Annotated in this window: 22 protein-coding genes and 3 tRNA genes; 12 read left to right on the top strand and 13 right to left on the bottom strand. The window is 44.0% G+C overall.

What is annotated here, in order from left to right; translation table 11 throughout:
- Positions 1-8 precede the first annotated feature (8 nt).
- Both msrB and FD963_RS05665 read right to left on the bottom strand, forming a co-directional pair.
- On the bottom strand, positions 9-422 hold the full coding sequence (gene msrB, locus FD963_RS05670) for a peptide-methionine (R)-S-oxide reductase MsrB (protein ID WP_215360984.1): 414 nt from the start codon (positions 420-422) through the stop codon (positions 9-11).
- A gap of 35 nt (positions 423-457) precedes the next feature.
- Positions 458-1,924 carry a YdiU family protein gene (locus FD963_RS05665; protein WP_215360980.1) on the bottom strand — a complete coding sequence of 489 codons (1,467 nt, stop codon included), beginning with the start codon at positions 1,922-1,924 and terminating at the stop codon, positions 458-460.
- A 54-nt stretch (positions 1,925-1,978) separates the two neighbouring features.
- Between FD963_RS05665 and FD963_RS05660 the strand changes: the two genes are divergently transcribed.
- Positions 1,979-2,461 carry a PaaI family thioesterase gene (locus FD963_RS05660; RefSeq protein ID WP_215360972.1) on the top strand — a complete coding sequence of 161 codons (483 nt, stop codon included), beginning with the start codon at positions 1,979-1,981 and terminating at the stop codon, positions 2,459-2,461.
- Positions 2,462-2,463: 2 nt separating this feature from the next.
- On the opposite strand, the gene FD963_RS05655 is transcribed toward FD963_RS05660, so the two are convergent.
- Positions 2,464-3,321 (bottom strand): NRDE family protein, encoded by an 858-nt coding sequence (locus FD963_RS05655; protein WP_215356799.1) that lies wholly within the window; start codon positions 3,319-3,321, stop codon positions 2,464-2,466.
- An 8-nt stretch (positions 3,322-3,329) separates the two neighbouring features.
- Entirely contained in the window at positions 3,330-3,998 is a 669-nt protein-coding gene (locus tag FD963_RS05650) for a folate-binding protein YgfZ (RefSeq protein WP_251367196.1), read from the bottom strand.
- Here FD963_RS05650 and FD963_RS10385 point away from each other — a divergent pair.
- The 7 genes from FD963_RS10385 to FD963_RS05620 all read left to right on the top strand — a co-directional run bounded on the left by FD963_RS10385 (position 3,997) and on the right by FD963_RS05620 (position 9,325).
- Positions 3,997-4,131, top strand: coding sequence for a hypothetical protein (locus FD963_RS10385; protein ID WP_256442823.1), 135 nt, complete (start codon positions 3,997-3,999; stop codon positions 4,129-4,131). The genes FD963_RS05650 and FD963_RS10385 overlap by 2 nt on opposite strands.
- Before the next feature lie 358 nt (positions 4,132-4,489).
- Entirely contained in the window at positions 4,490-5,431 is a 942-nt protein-coding gene (gene mltG / locus FD963_RS05645; protein WP_251367195.1) for an endolytic transglycosylase MltG, read from the top strand.
- Positions 5,432-5,443: 12 nt separating this feature from the next.
- Positions 5,444-6,082 (top strand): dTMP kinase, encoded by a 639-nt coding sequence (gene tmk, locus FD963_RS05640; protein WP_215360957.1) that lies wholly within the window; start codon positions 5,444-5,446, stop codon positions 6,080-6,082.
- Positions 6,083-7,204, top strand: coding sequence for a DNA polymerase III subunit delta' (locus tag FD963_RS05635; protein WP_215360954.1), 1,122 nt, complete (start codon positions 6,083-6,085; stop codon positions 7,202-7,204).
- A 31-nt stretch (positions 7,205-7,235) separates the two neighbouring features.
- Complete coding sequence (locus FD963_RS05630; RefSeq protein WP_215360951.1) at positions 7,236-8,027, top strand: TatD family hydrolase; 792 nt, start codon at positions 7,236-7,238, stop codon at positions 8,025-8,027.
- Between the two features lie 17 nt (positions 8,028-8,044).
- Positions 8,045-8,731, top strand: a complete 687-nt coding sequence (locus FD963_RS05625; RefSeq protein WP_251367194.1) for an ankyrin repeat domain-containing protein — start codon at positions 8,045-8,047, stop codon at positions 8,729-8,731.
- A gap of 72 nt (positions 8,732-8,803) precedes the next feature.
- A complete protein-coding gene (locus tag FD963_RS05620; protein ID WP_215360945.1) occupies positions 8,804-9,325 on the top strand; it encodes an ion channel in 522 nt (173 codons plus the stop codon).
- A 2-nt stretch (positions 9,326-9,327) separates the two neighbouring features.
- Here FD963_RS05620 and FD963_RS05615 read toward each other — a convergent pair whose 3' ends face one another.
- The 5 genes from FD963_RS05615 to hyi all read right to left on the bottom strand — a co-directional run bounded on the left by FD963_RS05615 (position 9,328) and on the right by hyi (position 13,269).
- On the bottom strand, positions 9,328-10,257 hold the full coding sequence (locus FD963_RS05615; protein ID WP_251367193.1) for a DUF3108 domain-containing protein: 930 nt from the start codon (positions 10,255-10,257) through the stop codon (positions 9,328-9,330).
- 71 nt (positions 10,258-10,328) lie between these two features.
- Complete coding sequence (locus tag FD963_RS05610; RefSeq protein ID WP_371818465.1) at positions 10,329-10,898, bottom strand: HNH endonuclease; 570 nt, start codon at positions 10,896-10,898, stop codon at positions 10,329-10,331.
- Positions 10,899-10,978: 80 nt separating this feature from the next.
- The gene (locus tag FD963_RS05605; RefSeq protein WP_215360943.1) at positions 10,979-11,566 is read right to left on the bottom strand and encodes a YqiA/YcfP family alpha/beta fold hydrolase; all 588 of its coding nucleotides are present in this window, start codon (positions 11,564-11,566) and stop codon (positions 10,979-10,981) included.
- Between the two features lie 8 nt (positions 11,567-11,574).
- Complete coding sequence (glxR, locus tag FD963_RS05600; protein ID WP_371818464.1) at positions 11,575-12,474, bottom strand: 2-hydroxy-3-oxopropionate reductase; 900 nt, start codon at positions 12,472-12,474, stop codon at positions 11,575-11,577.
- A 15-nt stretch (positions 12,475-12,489) separates the two neighbouring features.
- Entirely contained in the window at positions 12,490-13,269 is a 780-nt protein-coding gene (hyi, locus tag FD963_RS05595; RefSeq protein ID WP_215360942.1) for a hydroxypyruvate isomerase, read from the bottom strand.
- A gap of 162 nt (positions 13,270-13,431) precedes the next feature.
- Between hyi and FD963_RS05590 the strand changes: the two genes are divergently transcribed.
- On the top strand, positions 13,432-14,031 hold the full coding sequence (locus FD963_RS05590) for a hypothetical protein (RefSeq protein ID WP_215360940.1): 600 nt from the start codon (positions 13,432-13,434) through the stop codon (positions 14,029-14,031).
- 369 nt (positions 14,032-14,400) lie between these two features.
- On the opposite strand, the gene FD963_RS05585 is transcribed toward FD963_RS05590, so the two are convergent.
- On the bottom strand, positions 14,401-14,847 hold the full coding sequence (locus FD963_RS05585; protein ID WP_215360937.1) for a DUF4118 domain-containing protein: 447 nt from the start codon (positions 14,845-14,847) through the stop codon (positions 14,401-14,403).
- Positions 14,848-14,891: 44 nt separating this feature from the next.
- Between FD963_RS05585 and FD963_RS05580 the strand changes: the two genes are divergently transcribed.
- From FD963_RS05580 to FD963_RS05570, 3 genes are read left to right on the top strand one after another with little or no spacing between them, the layout of a single operon-like run.
- Positions 14,892-15,770 carry a carboxylesterase gene (locus FD963_RS05580; protein ID WP_215360935.1) on the top strand — a complete coding sequence of 293 codons (879 nt, stop codon included), beginning with the start codon at positions 14,892-14,894 and terminating at the stop codon, positions 15,768-15,770.
- A 9-nt stretch (positions 15,771-15,779) separates the two neighbouring features.
- A complete protein-coding gene (locus FD963_RS05575; protein ID WP_215360932.1) occupies positions 15,780-17,003 on the top strand; it encodes a TolC family protein in 1,224 nt (407 codons plus the stop codon).
- Positions 17,004-17,010: 7 nt separating this feature from the next.
- Positions 17,011-17,580 carry a hypothetical protein gene (locus FD963_RS05570; RefSeq protein WP_215360929.1) on the top strand — a complete coding sequence of 190 codons (570 nt, stop codon included), beginning with the start codon at positions 17,011-17,013 and terminating at the stop codon, positions 17,578-17,580.
- A gap of 85 nt (positions 17,581-17,665) precedes the next feature.
- Here FD963_RS05570 and FD963_RS05565 read toward each other — a convergent pair.
- From FD963_RS05565 to FD963_RS05555, 3 genes are all read right to left on the bottom strand, one after another.
- Positions 17,666-17,742 (bottom strand) — tRNA-Asp (locus FD963_RS05565).
- A 52-nt stretch (positions 17,743-17,794) separates the two neighbouring features.
- A tRNA-Glu gene (locus FD963_RS05560) sits at positions 17,795-17,870 on the bottom strand.
- A 31-nt stretch (positions 17,871-17,901) separates the two neighbouring features.
- Positions 17,902-17,977: transfer RNA gene (locus FD963_RS05555), tRNA-Ala, on the bottom strand.
- Positions 17,978-18,010: the final 33 nt, after the last annotated feature.

The raw sequence follows: 18,010 nt of genomic DNA, 5'->3' as shown, positions 1-18,010 counted from the left end.
CTATTTATTTATTTTTCAGTTTTTACGGGTATGGCGTTGGCACCTGGCTCAAAACTCAAGGATGCAGAGTTAATGCAGTAGCGCAATCCAGTTGGCATGGGGCCATCCTCAAATACATGCCCTAAATGGGCATCACAATTTGCACAACGGACTTCGGTGCGAACCATGCCATGAGTAGTATCTCGAATTTCTTTAATAGAGGATGCAACTTCTGGGGCGTTATAGCTTGGCCATCCGCAACCAGCATCGAACTTGGTCTCTGATAAAAAGAGTGGTGTACCACAGCAAACACACTGATAGCGACCCTTGTCCCAATGATCCCAGTACTTGCCGGTAAAAGGTCGCTCAGTTGCTGCTTCTCGAGTGACTCGGTACTCTATATCACTTAATGATTGCTTATATTCTTGATCTGTTTTTTTCATTTTGACTCCAATAATATGATTTTCTTAATGAACATTTATGAGGAACAGCTTACTTCGACCATATCCATATCTGGTGGTGGAGCTAGCGAGTAAGAGGCAAATTCTGGCTGTTCATCAAAGGGGCTACTTAAAACCTTAAGAAGCTTTGATGCTTCAGAAAAGTCTTTTTTCTGCGCCAGCTCAATGGCAAACTGTGCAAGATGATTTCGCAGTATGTATTTTGGGTTGACTCGATTCATTGCTAGGTATCGCTCTGAATCATTGCTAGATTCACTCTGTAAGCGAGCTAAATAATCAACGAACCAAAGATCAATTGCATCACGGTCCATAAAATCATCTCTTAAGGTAATCTGCGAAATAGAAAGGTTTGAGTTAACCCTTCCAAGGTTGCGAAAGAAGTTCGTGAAATCCACCTTCGAATCATGCATTGCCTGCAATAACCGTTCAATCAGGGCGACGTCTCCATCTTGCTCAGTACTAAATCCTAATTTATTACGAAATAACGATTGCCAAGTTTGCGCATAAATTATCGGAAACTCTTCAAGGGCAGCCCGTAATTGCTCTTGCGCTTCTTTTTCGCTATGGCGGAGCTCGAGCAGTGGAATAATAGCGCTGGCCAAGCATGCCATATTCCAATGCATGATTTGTGGTTGACGATGGTAGGCATAACGACCACCTTGATCGCTATGGTTGCAAATATGATCGATCTGAAACTGGTCTAAAAATCCAAAAGGGCCATAGTCAATAGTCAATCCAAGTACGCTGATATTGTCACTATTGAGAACCCCATGACAAAAGCCCACAGCCTGCCATTGAGCGACTAATTTGGCATTGCGTGCACTAATTCTTTTGAATAAATCTAAATAGGGCTCGTTAGCCTGCAGGGATTCTGGGTAATGTATTTCTATGAGGTAATCTGCGAGCTCTTTTAACCTTGCATGGTTTTGTAGTGAAGCGTAATGCTCAAAGTGTCCAACCCGAATAAAGCTTGGCGCCAAGCGAGCACAAACGGCTGCAGTCTCTAAGGTTTCCCTTCTGACAGGCATGTCTGAGCCAACAATTGATAGCGCTCTTGTAGTTGGAATTCCCAAAGCATGCATTGACTCGCTGCATAAGAATTCTCTTATAGATGAGCGCAATACAGCGCGACCATCACCCATGCGGGAGAATCGCGTTATCCCAGCTCCTTTGAGCTGTAACTCTTGTCCAGCAATATCGCCTAACAATATTGCCCGCCCATCACCCAGTTGACCAGCCCATACCCCAAATTGATGTCCGCTATAGGCTGTTGCCATAGGATTTGGAAATTGATGGTTGGCTGTATTTAAACCGTTACCAGACAATACCTCTAGCCATGTTTTATCTACGGGCAAATTATTTTCGTCCAGGTCGATACCCACCAATTTGGCGGAAGAGGGTGAAAATGCGACCCAGTAGGGATTGGGTATCGGGGTGGGGAGAGTTGCTTGGCAGGCATCTTCGCCGCGTAAAGTAAAGGCCATAGAGGTATTCTAGGTGGATTTACTAAATCACGTGCATGGCTCTAAAATTAATCTATGAACAAACAAGTCCAAATGAACCCACAGACCCAGTTAGCTAATTTAGGCGAGGAATTGAATGTGCCTTTTTTAAAGCTTTTAGGTGTTCGTTGTTTAAGCGCTGAAATGGGCAAAGGGGAGATTTTGCTAGCCCTCAAACCCGAGCACAACAACACCTGGGAAGTAGCACATGGAGGTGTGTTGTTAACGCTAATGGATGTAGCTATGGCCGTTGCAGCACGTTCCGGCGATCCCGGTGATCGTAGCGTGGTGACCATTGAGATGAAGAATAATTTCATGCAAGCTGCAACCGGCGTGTTGAGGGTCAAGGCTGATACCGTTCGCAGAACTGCAACGATGGCTTTTTGCGAGGCCAAGCTTTACAACGATCAAGGTGAAATTTGCTGCATGTCTACCGGTACCTTCAAGTACCTTAAGCGCTTAGCAACTCGCAATGCGGATGGTGACCGAGTTATAAACAATGATGGTCGCTCTGAATAATCCTAAACGGATAAATTTGAATCTGATGCAGAGCTAAGGGCACCTGTAACAACGTCATGGCCTACAGTTCCTGAAGCATCAAAGCGACGCTCCACCATCTCAAACTGACCATCTTTCCGCACCCGCAAAACTGTACTTGAGCGCGTCCCATAAGCGGGAGTTTTAATAAATGCGGGAGAGAGTGCCTTCTCCCACTCACGACTAACCCCAGTGCTAGGAAGTTCGTTATCACTGGCGTGATGGGTATCCGCCAATAGCTTTAAATATGGATCTGCATTTTTAAGCTGTCCTTGATCCATAGCCAAAGCCTGAGCAAATGCGGCCACACGATGATTTACTTTTGGCCACGGGGTATCGAGCATGGCATTGGACAAACCATAAACTCCTGGCTCTAACGTCTGCTGTGGAAAAACTTTGCGTGGACGAATACTTTGCCCCATCATCATACGATTGCTGACCCAATGCATTTCGGCATTGGCAGGGTCACTTAAATCCGCCATTAAAAGATTGAAGCCGTTGTATTGCTGAAAACGTTTTGCATTACCCTGAATAAATTCGGAGGGGCGCTCATTGCCGGTGAGGTACATCAAAGATAGTTCACCACGCGTTCTAGAATCGGGATTTTTCTCGCTAGGCGCCCTAACATTCGTTAAGGCTGCAAATTTGCCGGTCTTGGTAAATCCAAGCCAGGTGCCAGGACTCCCCAATACATCGGCGCGATCTCTGCCTGCTAAAACATGAGGATGTTCAGACCACCAAGAAACGCCATCGGTATTGCGTTCATAAAACTCATCACGGTTCGCTGCTACCACCAGCGAATATTCTGGGTGAGAATTCCAAGCGAAGAGAATAAGGCACATAAGGACTATTAAATTTCGAGCAAAGGGTAGGGCAATAAATCTATTTTTAACACAGGTCCTTCAGGGCTACCAAGATGAATTTCCCCATTTTCAAGCGCCTCTAACTTGCACTCGATCTGAAGGTCAATACGCTGCTTATCCTCTGGAGAATGTGCAGATAAAACTACCATTCCTGATGGCTGGGAGGGATCATTGGAGTGGAAAAGTTCAACGCCCGGCATTGCCAAGTTTTCATCTGAACTACTTTTATCTATATGGGCAATTTGTAGTCTACGTTTGATGGCGCCGCGATATTGACTACGAGCAACGATTTCTTGGCCTGGATAACACCCTTTTTTAAAATCTACCCCAGCTACAGATTCAAAATTAATCATTTGTGGTACAAATTGCTCCTGTGTTGCTTGAACAATTCTAGGGATGGCACTTAAGACCTCAAGCTCATTCCATGTTTGAAGCATTTCACTAGAATCGCGTGCACTTGCTTGCCTATCAACAGGTATTGCAAATAAAAGACGGGCAACCGATTGATTGTTTGCCAAAACATCTGGCATGCGTAAAGCTATAGCGCTGGGATCAAGCTTAAATTCGACAATCTGCTCCTCAGAACCATGTAGTCCAGAGATAATCCAATCCTCGGATACATCGATAATCTTAACCTTTGAGCGCAAAACAAACATGGATAAACGTTTTGCCGTACTTGCGGCAATATCTTTTGAAATAAATAAAGCAAAGCGATCATCAGTGTTCTCGCCAGATGGAAACAATCCAAGCCATGCGCTTGCTAGCAGTCTTCCTTTGGGGCTGCAATAACCTACTAGGCGGACACCCGAAAAATTTTGGGCTATTTGACTGGGTGGAGTCCGGTTAAGCCCCAATACTGAATTTGTTAATTGATTTTGTAAAAAACTTGCAGCGTCTGAGCCCTCAACCAGGACCAATCCCCACTGCGGCAAATTGCAGGGTAGGGAAGTGGGGTTATTTAGCCAGTTTTGCTCAATTTTGGGGTTATTTATCATGACCCTTTTATCATAGCCTGATGAGCAGAAAAATTCAGAGCAGATCCCTATTTATTAAGAAAAAGTCAAAAGATCGAGGTCTAAAGTATTGGTTGACCCTTCTGGTAATCTTTCTAGGTCTAATTTACGGTGTAATTTTTTTATTGCCAGTGGTGCCCAGTACCCCCAATGTCGATAGTGCACTTGTTTATAAAGTAAAGATTAATCCTAATTCCAGCCTTTCAAGCATTGCCGATCAGTTGGGTGAACAAGGCTTATCGATCAATAAATTCACTATGCAGGTAGGGGCTAGAAGTCTTTTCGTAGGATCAAAACTAAAGCCAGGCACGTATATGCTCCCAGCGGGAGGAAGTCTCGGCAAAGTGTTGCTACAAATTGCACGCGGCGATCGAGTGAGGGAGAATATTGCGATTATTCCAGGCATGACAATTTGGCAACTGCGGGGCATCATCGATATGCACCCAGCTCTTATCCATCAAACCAAGGGTATGAGCAATAAGGACTTGCTGCAATCCCTCAATTTTAGCTACCCCAGTGACGAAGGACTTTTTCTTCCTGATACCTACGTATTTGATCCAGATGAGCCGGATTTAAATATTTATCGCAAAGCGGCACAAGCCATGCAAAAGCAACTAAATCTGGCTTGGGACCAAAAAGAAGCTGGGCTTCCCCTCAAAACACCCTATGAGCTTCTGATTCTCTCTTCCATTATCGAAAAGGAAACTGGCCGCGCAAGCGATCGGGATATGATTTCTGCGGTATTTATAAATAGACTCAATAAAGGAATGCCTCTTCAAACCGATCCCACGGTTATCTACGGAATAGGCCCTAAATTTGATGGAAATTTACGGAAAGCGGATTTACGTAAAGACACTGCCTACAATACCTATATGCACAAAGGTTTACCTCCCAGCCCCATCGCAATGGCCAGTAAAGAGTCTATTTTGGCAGCTGCGCATCCCGCTAAAAGCGACGCCTTATTTTTTGTGGCAAAGGGCGATGGTAGTAGCCACTTTTCACAAAACCTAAAAGAGCATGAGTCAGCAGTAAATCGATATCAACGCAAAATTGCGCCCGGAAATAGCACCAACTAAATTTATTTGACTATGACATCAGCACAAAACGGATATTTCATTAGTTTCGAAGGCATTGACGGCGCAGGAAAGAGTACGCACGTCGATGCGTTTAGAAATTTAATGCAAGAGCGCTACCCAAAGAAAGAGGTGGTGATGACACGTGAACCCGGTGGAACTGGTTTGGGCGAGCAATTGCGCAATCTACTTTTAGATGCCCCCATGAATTTGGAGACCGAGGCCTTATTAATGTTTGCTGCACGTCGCGAGCATATTGCACAGGTCATTGAGCCAGCGCTGTCGGCAGGAAAGATTGTGATTTCAGACCGCTTTACAGATGCTAGCTTCGCCTACCAAGGTGGTGGTCGCGGCTTGAGCTTGGCAAAGTTAAATGATTTGGAGCGCTGGGTTCAGGGTCGCCCCGACGGCTCTCTTTTGCAACCCAACTTAACAATCCTATTTGACTTACCTGGTGAGGTTGCAGAGGCCCGTCGCTCCAAGGTTCGTGCTCCAGATAAATTTGAAAAGATGGATCTAGATTTTTTTGAAAGAGTTCGTCAGGAATACCTGCGAAGAGCCAAGGATGATTCATCACGCTTTCATCTAGTCGATGCTACGAAAACCCCTGAAGCTATTTGGGATGGTCTGAAACTTATTCAGATTGCAATTTAAGTGGAACAAGATAATCTGATGGCGCCTTGGCTTAAACCATTGTGGGAAAGCTTGGATTTTGCCAACTTTCCCAATGCGATTTTGCTGCATGGCCAGTCTGGTATCGGCAAGTTTGCGTTCTCTGTTGAGCTTGCTAAGGCACTTCTTTGCGAGAATTCAAATGCAGCAATAAAACCCTGCAATCAATGCGAGGCCTGCCACTGGTTTGATACGGGTAACCATCCGGACTTTATTGCTTTAGTTCCTGAAACGCATCGAAGGCTCCTACCTCACGCTGATTATGAGGGTGACGAAACACCTAAAAGAGGTAAAACGGCACGTGACGATGACAGTGATTCAAGCGAAAAAAAGGAAAAGAAAAATATCTCCATTGAAGAAACCCGTCATGCCATAGAAAACCTTTCAATTGGCTCGCATCGTGGCGGTAATCGAGTGATATTGATTTATCCATTAGAAATGTTACGCACGGACTCCGCTAACACTTTATTAAAATCTCTAGAAGAGCCTCCAGCCAACACCATCTTTATATTGTTAGCTGATCGTGTTGATCGCGTCTTACCTACGATTAGATCGCGCTGCCGACTTCTGACTGCACCACGCCCTGATCGCGAGCAAGGATTGGCTTGGCTAAAAACCCAATTGATTAATATTGATGGCCTAAAAGTAAATGATGGGGATGTCGAAACCATTTACGATGAGCAGGGCGGGGCGCCATTTTCAGTGTTGAGCTCTTTGATCGCAAGACACAATAAAGATGAGAAGGATGAGCTCACAATATCAATTCAGGCATCACGCTACTTATTGCAATCGATGGCTCAGGGTGCGGGAATGAATTGGCTAGATGCAGCTGAGAAGACATACAAGGCTCAATATGGCTTTCTTTTGGCAAGCATGCAACGCTGGGTTTCAGATTTGCAGTCAGTTGCCCAAGGTGGTGCACCACGCTATTACCCAAAGCACATATCAACGCTTCAGGGCCTTTCAAAAGCAGCGAACGTTCAAAGAATGCTCCAGCTATGGAAGTCTCTGGTACAGGCTCGTCGCCATGAAAATCATCCTCTAGCCAACCGCATCCAGTTAGAAGCATTGCTTTCCCAATACCAACAGATTTTTGGCTCATAGAATCAACCCAGGCAGTCTAAAATAACGAGTCATGTTCATAGACTCCCATTGCCACCTCGATTTCCCGGAATTTCAATCCCGTTTAACGGAAGTATTGAGCAATATGCAGTCGGCCAAAGTAAGTCACGCTTTGTGTGTATCGGTTGATTTGCCGGACTTTCCTAATGTACTTAAATTAGCACAAGATCATGCCAACCTCTTCGCTTCGGTTGGTGTTCACCCTGATTACGAAGACACTCCTGAACCTACCTTTGATTTTCTGGTTGAGACGGCTTTAAAGCACCCTAAAATCGTTGCAATTGGCGAAACAGGGCTCGATTACTTCCGCATGGGTGATCGCAGTTATGAGTCCATGGAATGGCAAAGAGCACGATTTAGAACCCATATCAGAGCTTCTATCGCATCTAAGAAGCCTCTTATCATCCATACAAGGGCCGCCTCCGAGGACACTATCAAAATCCTCAAAGAGGAGGGCGCCCAACAAATTGGTGGGGTAATGCATTGCTTTACCGAGTCCTACGAGGTTGCAAAGGCAGCCATGGAAATGGGGTTTTTCATCTCTTTTTCAGGCATTGTGACATTCAAAAGCGCTAAAGAACTACAAGAAACCTGTAAGCAGGTGCCCTTAAACAGAATGCTCATTGAGACAGATTCGCCTTATTTGGCTCCCATTCCATATCGTGGCAAAACAAATGAGCCTGCGTGGGTATCTAAGGTAGGTGAATTTATTGCCGATCTTAAGGGCATATCCGTTGAAGACATAGCAAAGCAAACTACAAATAATTTTTATGAATGCTTTCAAATAGATAGAAAGTTTTCATGAGAAATAAAATTAAGATAATGGCCTATATTTTAAGCTTTTTATTCGGCTTAAATAACTTCGCTTTAGCCCAATCAGACGGCGACATTGCAGATTTTGCAAAAGCCGCCAAATTTAATGATGTCTCGACCGTAAGATCACTGGTATCTAAAGGCGTTAACCCAAATTCACTCGATGCCAAGGGAGAATTAATGCTGAATCTAGCAATTAAGGACAAGTCCGAGGATGTCATCACGTTTCTGCTGACTAATAAGACTACTGATGTGGATATTTCCAATAAGTTTGGTGAAACTCCACTCATGATTGCATCCATTGAAGGCAATTTACCCCTTGTAAAGAGGCTTATACAGATACAAAAGGCTCAAATTAATCACATAGGCTGGACTCCTTTGCATTACGCATGCGCGAGAGGCCATCTAGAGGTCGCTCAATATTTACTCGCCAATGGAGCTATTGTTGACGCACTTAGCCCAAGCAATACAACGCCATTAATGATGGCGGTTCAGTCCGGTAATGAAGCATTGGTTAAGTTATTGCTTGATAAAGGAGCTGATCTGCAGGTGCGTAACTCGCAAGGATTTACTGCTATCGATATAGCACTGATTTATGAAAAACCATGGATTGCTGAGGGCTTGAGTTCACGTTGGCAGAAGCTTTATAAACAGCCTTATGTAGCGCCAAAAGTTCTTGGGCAACCTAAATCCTGATATGACTATCTGCGTATAATCATTATTATGTCAAATAAGATATATCTGTAATCCAATCCTCTAAAAAATACCATGCTTAGCCTTTTTCAAAATACTGACCTTCCTAGCTTTGGAACCCTATTTAATGAGATCAATACAGATATGGGCAATGGTCAGATCTGGGTGATTGTTGTAAGCGCATGCCTGATGCTGGCCGTTCATGCGGTTGCCGTTCTAGGTATTGCTGGTGCATTTCATGCAATCGATGAAGTCATGACCAGACGGCGCATTGTTGGGGCAAGCTTTCTGTCGTATTTCGTGGCCATACTCTTAGTTATTGCTATCCATTTAGCTGAAATCGTAGTCTGGGCCTATATTTGCGTAGCCTTAAAGGTGTTCCCGACCAACCCACAAACCTTTTACTTTGCCGGTGAAATGTATACCACTGTTGGATATGGTGATTACAAGCTATCAGAGCAGTGGCGCATTCTGCCCATCATCATCTCTTTTTCAGGGATTTTTGCAGTATCAATGTCAGGCGCTGCCTTGTACACAATGATGGGTGCACTGCTAGGTCACAATAATCAAAACCCAAGATCTGGATCTGGCTTTTAAAATTAAGGCGTAACTACAGTTGCAATAGGGTTCTTTTGCTTGAAAACCAGCTCAAGCACCCTTCCGTTCGACTCTTGAGAGCGAATACGCCCTGGTAGCCACTCAAGGTCTTTTGCAAGCCAGATGTCTACCTGGCGCTTGTAAGGGTCGTTTTCTCGTTGCATTAAGGCGTAATGACGGTTTACAGCCTTGCCTAGACTGGGAATATCCTCCGAAGTCGTTTCACCATAGCTTTTAAAGTTCCACATCTCCAGTGTGTTGTAGTCAACCACCGGTATTTGCCGAATTGACCCTGCCTCATCCAATTTGCTATCTCCATTTAATAGTGAGGCTAACTGGAACATTAAACTGAAGCGATCTTGGGTTCCAGGCAATATTTCAGGGGTGAACTCAGGTTTCTCAGAGAAGAACATCCGCCCTCGCCCACTTTCATTTCGATCGAAGCGCGAATAACGAGGGGGTTTTGAACCCCGTTGTGACCAATAGAGAATTGGGGCTATTCCATAGGAATCAACCGAGCCACGAGATTCAAAAACAAATGGGCCAACAAATGCATACGGGATATTGATATAGAGGCGATAGTTATTGCCATCGACCATCCAATCGATCTCACCGGTTTGGTACTTTTGACCATCCACATATGAGTCGTAATAAATGATGCCTGACTCGGGTAATTTAAAAGCTACGCCCGCCAGATTGGAGTCGCCACCCTGCTGACCGGTTGTAGTTAACTTTAAGCCTTCAGCCACGTTGGTCGATTCAGATTTCTTTGGAATCTTCTTTGGGGCTTTTGTAATTTGAATCTTCTTTGGAGGATCTACTTTTAGATCGGTCCTAATAATTAAGTCATCTGCGATTGGCGCAGGTTCAGAAAAAGAGATAAATGGAAGTCCAAAAAAAAGAATGAGATGCCCTAATACCGATAGCAGCAAAGCTGCAAGGATGATTCTGATGGAATGTATCTTGGGAAGATGAAAAAAATTACACCGCCCTATTCTTGGGCTCAGAGCAGACTCTCTAAAAGTCGGCTATTTTTAGGGAGATTAGCTGCAAGGAAGTCCATTTGATCGGCCAAAATGTTGCGCCCTTTTAGAATCATGTCTTCATAAAGACTGGGTAAATATGGCGTATACAACAAGGACATGCCCGCTTGCTCTGGTATGCGATTACCCTTGCGTTGATTACAAGGCCTGCACGAGATGACTAAGTTCATCCAGCTATATTTACCACCACGACTATTGGGTATGATGTGCTCGGCTTCAGCTTGGTTTTCGTGTATGGGGTCACCACAATAAGCACATAGTCCGCGATCACGCTTGAACAGTTTATGTTTTGTAATGACGGGAACCACATCAAAGAGATTAATCTTGGCACTGCCCTTTACCGCAATGATGGAGTGCAATTCGATAATGGACTGCTTGCCAGTAGATCTCGAAATGCCACCGCGCATTTGAAAAATGGGGTCACCTAAAGTCCACAAAACGCTTCTATCAGCATATTGTTTGGTGGCTTCTTCTGCATTAACCCAGCCCTGGGGAATTCCACCTGCGTCTAATTTCAAGATGCTCAGCACAAACTCTCCTTTCTAGGTAGCGCAAATGAGCTGCTGCCGTTTAGATCATCTTACAGAAGAAGCGAGCAGCAATCAATCCACTATCTAGAAATGAAATTCAGAACTTTGGGCAAATGAACTGGGTAATCTGAAATACCATGGTCACCCCCATCAAGCACCAAATGCTCTGAACCCTTGTAGAAATCAACCATTTCCTGCCAATCCAGGAGCTCGTCACCTTTTGCGGCGATCAGAAAGTAGCGCGACGGGTTGCTAATAGATTCAACCTGTAGCGCCTTTAGTTCATCAATATATTCTGGACGAAAATCGTAAGGCTCGTTGGTATCGTATGAGGTTAGCATTCCAACATGCGGCGCCAACTCTTTTGGCGCTCTGACTGCCGGGTTAAGAATGACAGCTTTACAGCCAAATTTTTCGGCCAAGTAGTTGGTGTAGTAGCCACCCAAAGAGGATCCGATAACCACTAAGTGATCATGAGTTGATGCTTCAATATGCTGTATCACCATATCCATGCTGGCCTTTGGTGAAGCTAACAACTGAGGGCAATACCACTCAATTTGATTCTCTAATGTGGATAATGCTTTTATTGCATCCCCCGTCAAGATCGCTTTACTCGATCTTGGGGAGGAGCGAAAACCATGCAAATAGACTACTAAAGTTGAAGGCATGTGAGTGCTTATGCCTTTTGCCCAATTTCAAAATTTGCAAGCTTCTCTAAAGCGCGCACCATTGCTGAGTGATCCCAGGATTTACCACCATGAGCTGCGCATGAATTAAATAATTCCTGTGCTGTTGCCGTATTTGGCAATGAGACACCCAGAGCTCTCGCACTATTGAGAGCGAGGTTCAAATCTTTTTGATGCAATTCAATTCTGAAACCAGGATCAAATGTGCGCTTAACCATTCTTTCGCCATGCACCTCTAGGATCTTGGAGCTAGCAAAACCGCCCATTAAAGCCTGACGCACCTTTGCAGGATCTGCGCCAGCCTTAGAAGCAAACAAGAGTGCTTCTGCTACAGCCTCAATATTCAAGGCAACAATGATTTGGTTGGCCACCTTAGCGGTTTGACCATCTCCATTTCCACCCACGAGATTAATATTTTTGCCCATCAACTCAAATACAGGCTTCACTTTCTCAAAGACATCCTCATCTCCGCCAACCATGATTGAGAGGGTCGCATTTTTTGCACCAAGCTCACCGCCAGAAACTGGGGCATCCAAGTAATCGCAACCTAATGCGTTAATTTTCTTAGCAAACTCTTTAGTAGAAATTGGTGATATGGAGCTCATATCAACAACAACCTTCCCTTTGGTAAGACCAGAAGCTATTCCGTTGTCACCAAATAGCACCTTCTCAACATCAGGAGTGTCTGGGACCATAGTAAAAATAATGTCGGCTTTGCTAGCAACTTCTTGAGGTGAGGAGCATTGGACCGCAGATGAAGACGCTAGTCCTTCCGGCACCTTGCTGCGAGTGTTGATAAAAACTTCGTGCCCTGCATTAACTAAATGGCCTGCCATGGGCGCACCCATTATTCCTAGACCAACAAATCCTAGCTTTAATTGCTTACTCATAATGTCTCCGTATTGTTATTTATTTAGACTTTTAATCCAACCTAATCCTGCTTCGGTATTAGATGCTGGCTTATATTCGCAACCAATCCAGCCACGATAACCAATGCTATCAATGAACTGAAATAGATGCGGGTAATTAATTTCTCCAGTACCTGGCTCATTTCTGCCGGGGTTATCCGCCAATTGAATGTGAGCGATTTTAGAAAGATTGGTTCCTATAGTTTTGCACAGCTCACCTTCCATGCGCTGGGCATGGTAGATGTCATACTGAATAAATAAATTATCTGAACCCACCTCATCGAGAATATCTAAGGCCTGCTGCGTTCTGAATAAATAAAATCCAGGAATATCGAATGTATTGATTGGCTCTATCAGAAGTTTGATATTGACATCTTTAAGGGCGCTGGCCGCATAACGTAAGTTTGAAATAAATGTTTTATGCAATAACTCTTTATCAGCACCGGCGGGAATTTTTCCAGCCAAACAATTTAACTGCTTAACATCAAGCGCTTTTGCATACTGAATAGCATTAGCAACGCCCTCCTGAAACTCTGCGACACGATCTGGCAAACAGGCAATGCCGCGTTCGCCTGCATCCCAATCACCAGCAGGTAAATTATGAAGAACTAATTTGAGTCTATTTTGCTCTAGATTTTGCTTGATATCTTCAGCAGAAAAAGCGTAAGGAAACAGAAATTCCACAGCCTGAAATCCAGACTTCGCTGCTTTTTCAAACCGCTCCATAAACGGCACTTCATTAAAAAGCATGGTGAGATTGGCAGCGAATTGTGGCATTTACATTCCTTGTAGACAAAATGAGGCAAAACAATGTGATGGGAGATATTAACAAAAGATAACTATTTAAGCCTCATCAACGAATATCTGACTTTAGGGGCCAATTTAGCTCTCAAAATAGACTAAGATTGAATTTAGTACCTTTTACATACAAGGAAAATAATGAATACTAAATTTGCCCCGGTCGCCTTGATTATTGCAACCCTTTTTATTGGATCCTCTTCGGCTTTTGCTCAATCTACGCCAGCAGCCAAGCCAACAGTGATCGATGCTGCTGTAACTGACAATCGTTACCAGCTATATGAAGGTGAAGTAGTGAAGATCGACAAGAAGACTCGCACCATTATCTTTAAAAACAAGGAGGGCGAATCCAAGTTTGTTGCCGGTCCTGACATCACCAACTTTGCACAGATCAAAAAAGGTGATCGAGTTAGCGTAAGTTATGAACTCGCTGTAGCTATTGAGTTAATTAAGACTAAAAGTGATGGTGTTCGCTCAAAGGTTGAAACCAATACAGTAACCAAATCTAAGGCTGATGAAAAGCCATCTGAGACGATCACCAATAAAACAACCATCATCGCTGATATTGTGGAAGTGAATCGCGAGAAAAAACTGGTTTCCGTTAAGGGCCCCAGCGGCAAGATCACCACTGTTACAGTAAAGAACCCTGCTCTATTGGCGGATATCAATGTGGGCGAGCAAGTGAAAGTAATTTACTTTGATGCGATGGCTGCATCAATTAGTACCCCTACGAAAAAGTAGTTTTATTTACTCCAGACTTGTAATTAACATCAATCTAAAATGATTGAAGTACAAGTTTATTTTTTTGATTGTTTCTCGGGCTTAGCAGTGGGAACCAAAACTGGCGCAGGTGGCTTGTTCGGTTGAGTGTTTGGCGACGGCTGAGTAACGGGGGGCGGCTTCTGAGCGGCTCCGCTTGGAGACGTCGGAGATAATGACTTTTGAAATGGATTAAAGCCTAACCCCGCACTAGATGCGGTGAAAGATAAGCCTAGCCCAAAAAGAGTAATTAATAATTTGATGTACATCCATCTGAGATTGTCACACAATTTAACGGTTTTTGATGCATGCACCGTCCTAGCCAGTTAAAAACAGCTAAATAGAGGTATTTTAGCTAGAATCGCGCTCTTTCTTGAGATAAACGCTAGCCTGACTGAGCATTTGAAAATTACTATTACTTACCCTGGAGATAAGGATGGCCCTATAGCGCTCTCTTTGTAGCCATTCAACAACCCCCACCGCTATAAAGGCGATAAGAATATAGGAAGCAAAAACAAACGAATCCTGGGCAGTCGGCGTTTCAAAAGAATCAAATGGCGGAACAAAGAAAAAGAACGCTAACGGAATGGAGATAGCAATTGTTAAAACGCTAGGTAGGTAACCATAAAATAGTGCAATAACGATAGTGTTTAGTATGAAAACTGTCATAGGCAAATTGCTTTGCAAAAAAGGATGCAGGGTATACCTAATTGCAAACGCAATACAAACTCCGCAAAAAGCTGCAAAATAGCCTTCGAGACCGGGCTTTGCCCAGCGCTTAGCGTTATTAATTTTCATGGTTAATAATATAACAACAAATCATTAAAACAGAATATTGTCGAATGACTGATCCAATACTAAATTCCGACCGCTGCCTTCTATTTCAGCAGGGAAGCAATGGGCATGCTGTTGTTCTGTTACCTGGGTTATGCGGGTCCGAACTAGAAATGGGCGCCATTCCTAGATTACTGAAGCAATCAGGATATAGCTACGCCATTCCCCGGATTAAGGGTTACTCTGCGCATACCGGCATTACATCCTATAAAAACTGGATTGATGATGTGGAGCAATTTGTTATTGATTTGATGCAAATGCATACATCAGTATCGCTAGTGGGGCTCAGTATGGGCGCAACCCTTTCCCTGGCTGTTGCAGAGCGCAATTCAAATATTCAAAGCTTGAGCTTACTTTCACCAGTGCTTATTTTTGATGGATGGTCAGTCCCCTGGTATTACCCTCTTCTTAAGGCTATATATTTTCTGGGTATTCGAAATTGGCATTACAAGGAAACAGCCCCGTACGGAGTAAAAAACCTCGAAATGCGAAAGCGCATCAAGAAAGCTGTGGAAGCCAACAGCGTCAGCGAGCTTGGGGCGGCACATTTACCTGCAAGGCATTTGATTGAGTCTTTAAAATTAATTAAAGAAACCAAAAAAGACCTACCTTCCATTAATTCAGATGTTTTGATTATTCATGCAGTTGACGATGAAACGGCTTCCCCCAAAAATCCTGACTTGATTCTTAATTCCATTTCATCCGAGACTAGACGTACGATTTGGCTGGGAAACTCATATCACATAATTACTGTTGATAATGAGCGCGAGATTGTAGCCAATGAAACCATTAACTTCATAGCGCAATCCATCAAAAAAGAAGAGATCTCAAGAGAAACGAATCTTAATACCTCTAGCTTAATAATTAGAAATCGTAATGAGAGTTAAGCAATGCAAATGCCCTCAAATTTTTTTACCTGTATTTTTTTAGCCTTACTCTATGACACACAAGCCGGGGCTCAATCACTTCCCGTCTTCCACTCAAGCAACACCCAATTCCGACCAATAGCGCTTTCTGCCTACATTGGCGAGGTGAATTTGGATAACCCAACCATCAAGATAAAAAATCTAAATTCTGATTCTGCGGCCTCAGTTGCAAAGCAAGCAGGTCGACCCTATATAAGCCCAATTTTGACCTATGTACGCGGCAGTATGTATACCCAAACGCCATACGTTGGATATACAAATCCCTCCTCAAATACTTACGGTGCCTCTATTACTGTTGAGGGTTGGGGTAAGCGCTCCGCCAGGGAAGCTCAAGCACAAGCTGACCTGAATCGCCAAATGGCCGAAGCCTTAACGGAAAGCAAGTCTGTTGAAACCCAGGCAATTTTTGCTTACATAGATGCCTTACGCACTAAATTACTGTGGCAGTCTTATCAAGCTGCAATTGATCGACTCAAGCCGTTTGCATCTGATGAGGCCTCAAGAAACAAGGCAGAGTTTCAGGTTGCTCAGGGCGTTCTTAGTAATGACCTTAAATATTATTCATACACTTTGGTGAGTTTTGTTGGCAATGCCGAGAAAGAATTGCCATTGCCTGTGGGCACATTAAATATGCCGCCAGAAAATTTTAATGTGAAGACGTTGGTTTCAGAAGGATTGGAAAAAAGAACTGATGTACGCCAAGGAAAGGCTTCAATAGATTCTGCAACTGCTAATTTAGAGACGATTAAAGCCAGTAAAGGGGTCGATCTAATGCCCGGTATTTACTATACTGAAACGCCCTCTTACTCTACAGGCGGACTTGATTATGGCGCTCAAAAATCGTTTAGTTTTTTATTATCCATACCTATAGGTAATGGCTTCATGATCGATTCTGATGTCATCGCGGGATCCAATTCGATTGCAGAACAGGAGGTTAACTTAGTGGCCACTAAAACTAGAGTGATCACAGAACTTAACCAAACTTATTTGCAATATGAAGCGGCTAAAGAGCGCCTAGAGAGAGCTAATTTAGCCTATAGCGTTACTAAAACTTCCAAGAAAGTTGGTATACAGGCCGTTTTACAGCTCAGAGAGGCGGAGTATGAGCTATTTGATGCGCGCACGGTTCACGCTAAAACGCTTATACTTTTGAAACGCCTTAGTGGTAATTTTGATGTCCCCAATCTGAATTGAGGTAACCATGCATTATTGCAAACTTTTCCAATACATAACTGCTGGTTACCTATGCATCCTCTCCCCTATTCTTGCTATAGCAGCAACAAGCTCCACCACCACTGATATTGCCGCTCAAAATGCTGCTGCACAAAAAGCTGCTGCCGCTGCCGCTGCTGCACAAAAAGCTGCTGCCGCTGCCGCTGCTGCACAAAAAACTACTGCAGCACAAAAAGCTGCTGCACAAAAAACTGCCACAGTTGAGACTGCTGCAGCTCAGAAGTCCGCAATAACTTCCTCAACCACTAAAACAACCGCCACCGCAAATACAGCTAATTCGATTAGCTCTACAGCAAAGCCTTCTACCAGTACGACGTCAGGTGCGAAGACCTCAACACAAACTAATCCCAGCAATAGCACTAGCGGCGCCAGCAGTACAGCCAATGCCCCTGCAAACCTAACATCAAAATCAATGCAATTTACCCCCACCTATCCATCGGTTAACGTAAATAGCTCTGTAGGAGCGGGAGCTAATTTTGGGGGTCCAACTGATTTAAATGCAAATTACATAACGCCTGCGCCTACTGCAACCAAATAAACATTCAGTAAAGAGGCGGAAAACGTATAAAGAATTATTTTTTATCAAGAAAAAGCCCCCGATTAAGGGGGCTTTTTATTTGTCTTGGCGGAACGGACGGGACTCGAACCCGCGACCCTCGGCGTGACAGGCCGATATTCTAACCAACTGAACTACCGCTCCAAATACATCGCGTAACACAACATCATACAGCTTTACTTCTGCCAGAAGAATCTGGCGTCCCCAGGGGGATTCGAACCCCCGTACTCACCGTGAAAGGGTGATGTCCTAGGCCTCTAGACGATGGGGACCTGGACTACAACAACAACTATTTTAAATGCTTGGTGGAGATAAGCGGGATCGAACCGCTGACCTCTTGCATGCCATGCAAGCGCTCTCCCAGCTGAGCTATACCCCCGAAATCTCGCGATAAAACTACAAGACACTCAAA

This window comes from Polynucleobacter sp. JS-JIR-II-50 (genome assembly GCF_018687895.1).
GTDB lineage: Bacteria > Pseudomonadota > Gammaproteobacteria > Burkholderiales > Burkholderiaceae > Polynucleobacter.
The sequence above is the reverse complement of the archived record's forward strand: the minus strand, read 5'-3'. Positions and strand labels throughout refer to the sequence as shown.

Bases quoted from the DNA above. Each gene is read 5' to 3' on its own strand.
- msrB (WP_215360984.1), bottom strand. From the start codon at position 422: ATGAAAAAAACAGATCAAGAATATAAGCAATCATTAAGTGATATAGAG.
- FD963_RS05665 (WP_215360980.1), bottom strand. From the start codon at position 1,924: ATGGCCTTTACTTTACGCGGCGAAGATGCCTGCCAAGCAACTCTCCCC.
- FD963_RS05660 (WP_215360972.1), top strand. From the start codon at position 1,979: ATGAACAAACAAGTCCAAATGAACCCACAGACCCAGTTAGCTAATTTA.
- FD963_RS05655 (WP_215356799.1), bottom strand. From the start codon at position 3,321: ATGTGCCTTATTCTCTTCGCTTGGAATTCTCACCCAGAATATTCGCTG.
- FD963_RS10385 (WP_256442823.1), top strand. From the start codon at position 3,997: ATGGATAAACGTTTTGCCGTACTTGCGGCAATATCTTTTGAAATAAAT.
- FD963_RS05650 (WP_251367196.1), bottom strand. From the start codon at position 3,998: ATGTTTGTTTTGCGCTCAAAGGTTAAGATTATCGATGTATCCGAGGAT.
- tmk (WP_215360957.1), top strand. From the start codon at position 5,444: ATGACATCAGCACAAAACGGATATTTCATTAGTTTCGAAGGCATTGAC.
- FD963_RS05630 (WP_215360951.1), top strand. From the start codon at position 7,236: ATGTTCATAGACTCCCATTGCCACCTCGATTTCCCGGAATTTCAATCC.
- FD963_RS05625 (WP_251367194.1), top strand. From the start codon at position 8,045: ATGGCCTATATTTTAAGCTTTTTATTCGGCTTAAATAACTTCGCTTTA.
- FD963_RS05620 (WP_215360945.1), top strand. From the start codon at position 8,804: ATGCTTAGCCTTTTTCAAAATACTGACCTTCCTAGCTTTGGAACCCTA.
- FD963_RS05605 (WP_215360943.1), bottom strand. From the start codon at position 11,566: ATGCCTTCAACTTTAGTAGTCTATTTGCATGGTTTTCGCTCCTCCCCA.
- glxR (WP_371818464.1), bottom strand. From the start codon at position 12,474: ATGAGTAAGCAATTAAAGCTAGGATTTGTTGGTCTAGGAATAATGGGT.
- hyi (WP_215360942.1), bottom strand. From the start codon at position 13,269: ATGCCACAATTCGCTGCCAATCTCACCATGCTTTTTAATGAAGTGCCG.
- FD963_RS05590 (WP_215360940.1), top strand. From the start codon at position 13,432: ATGAATACTAAATTTGCCCCGGTCGCCTTGATTATTGCAACCCTTTTT.
- FD963_RS05585 (WP_215360937.1), bottom strand. From the start codon at position 14,847: ATGAAAATTAATAACGCTAAGCGCTGGGCAAAGCCCGGTCTCGAAGGC.
- FD963_RS05580 (WP_215360935.1), top strand. From the start codon at position 14,892: ATGACTGATCCAATACTAAATTCCGACCGCTGCCTTCTATTTCAGCAG.
- FD963_RS05575 (WP_215360932.1), top strand. From the start codon at position 15,780: ATGCCCTCAAATTTTTTTACCTGTATTTTTTTAGCCTTACTCTATGAC.
- FD963_RS05570 (WP_215360929.1), top strand. From the start codon at position 17,011: ATGCATTATTGCAAACTTTTCCAATACATAACTGCTGGTTACCTATGC.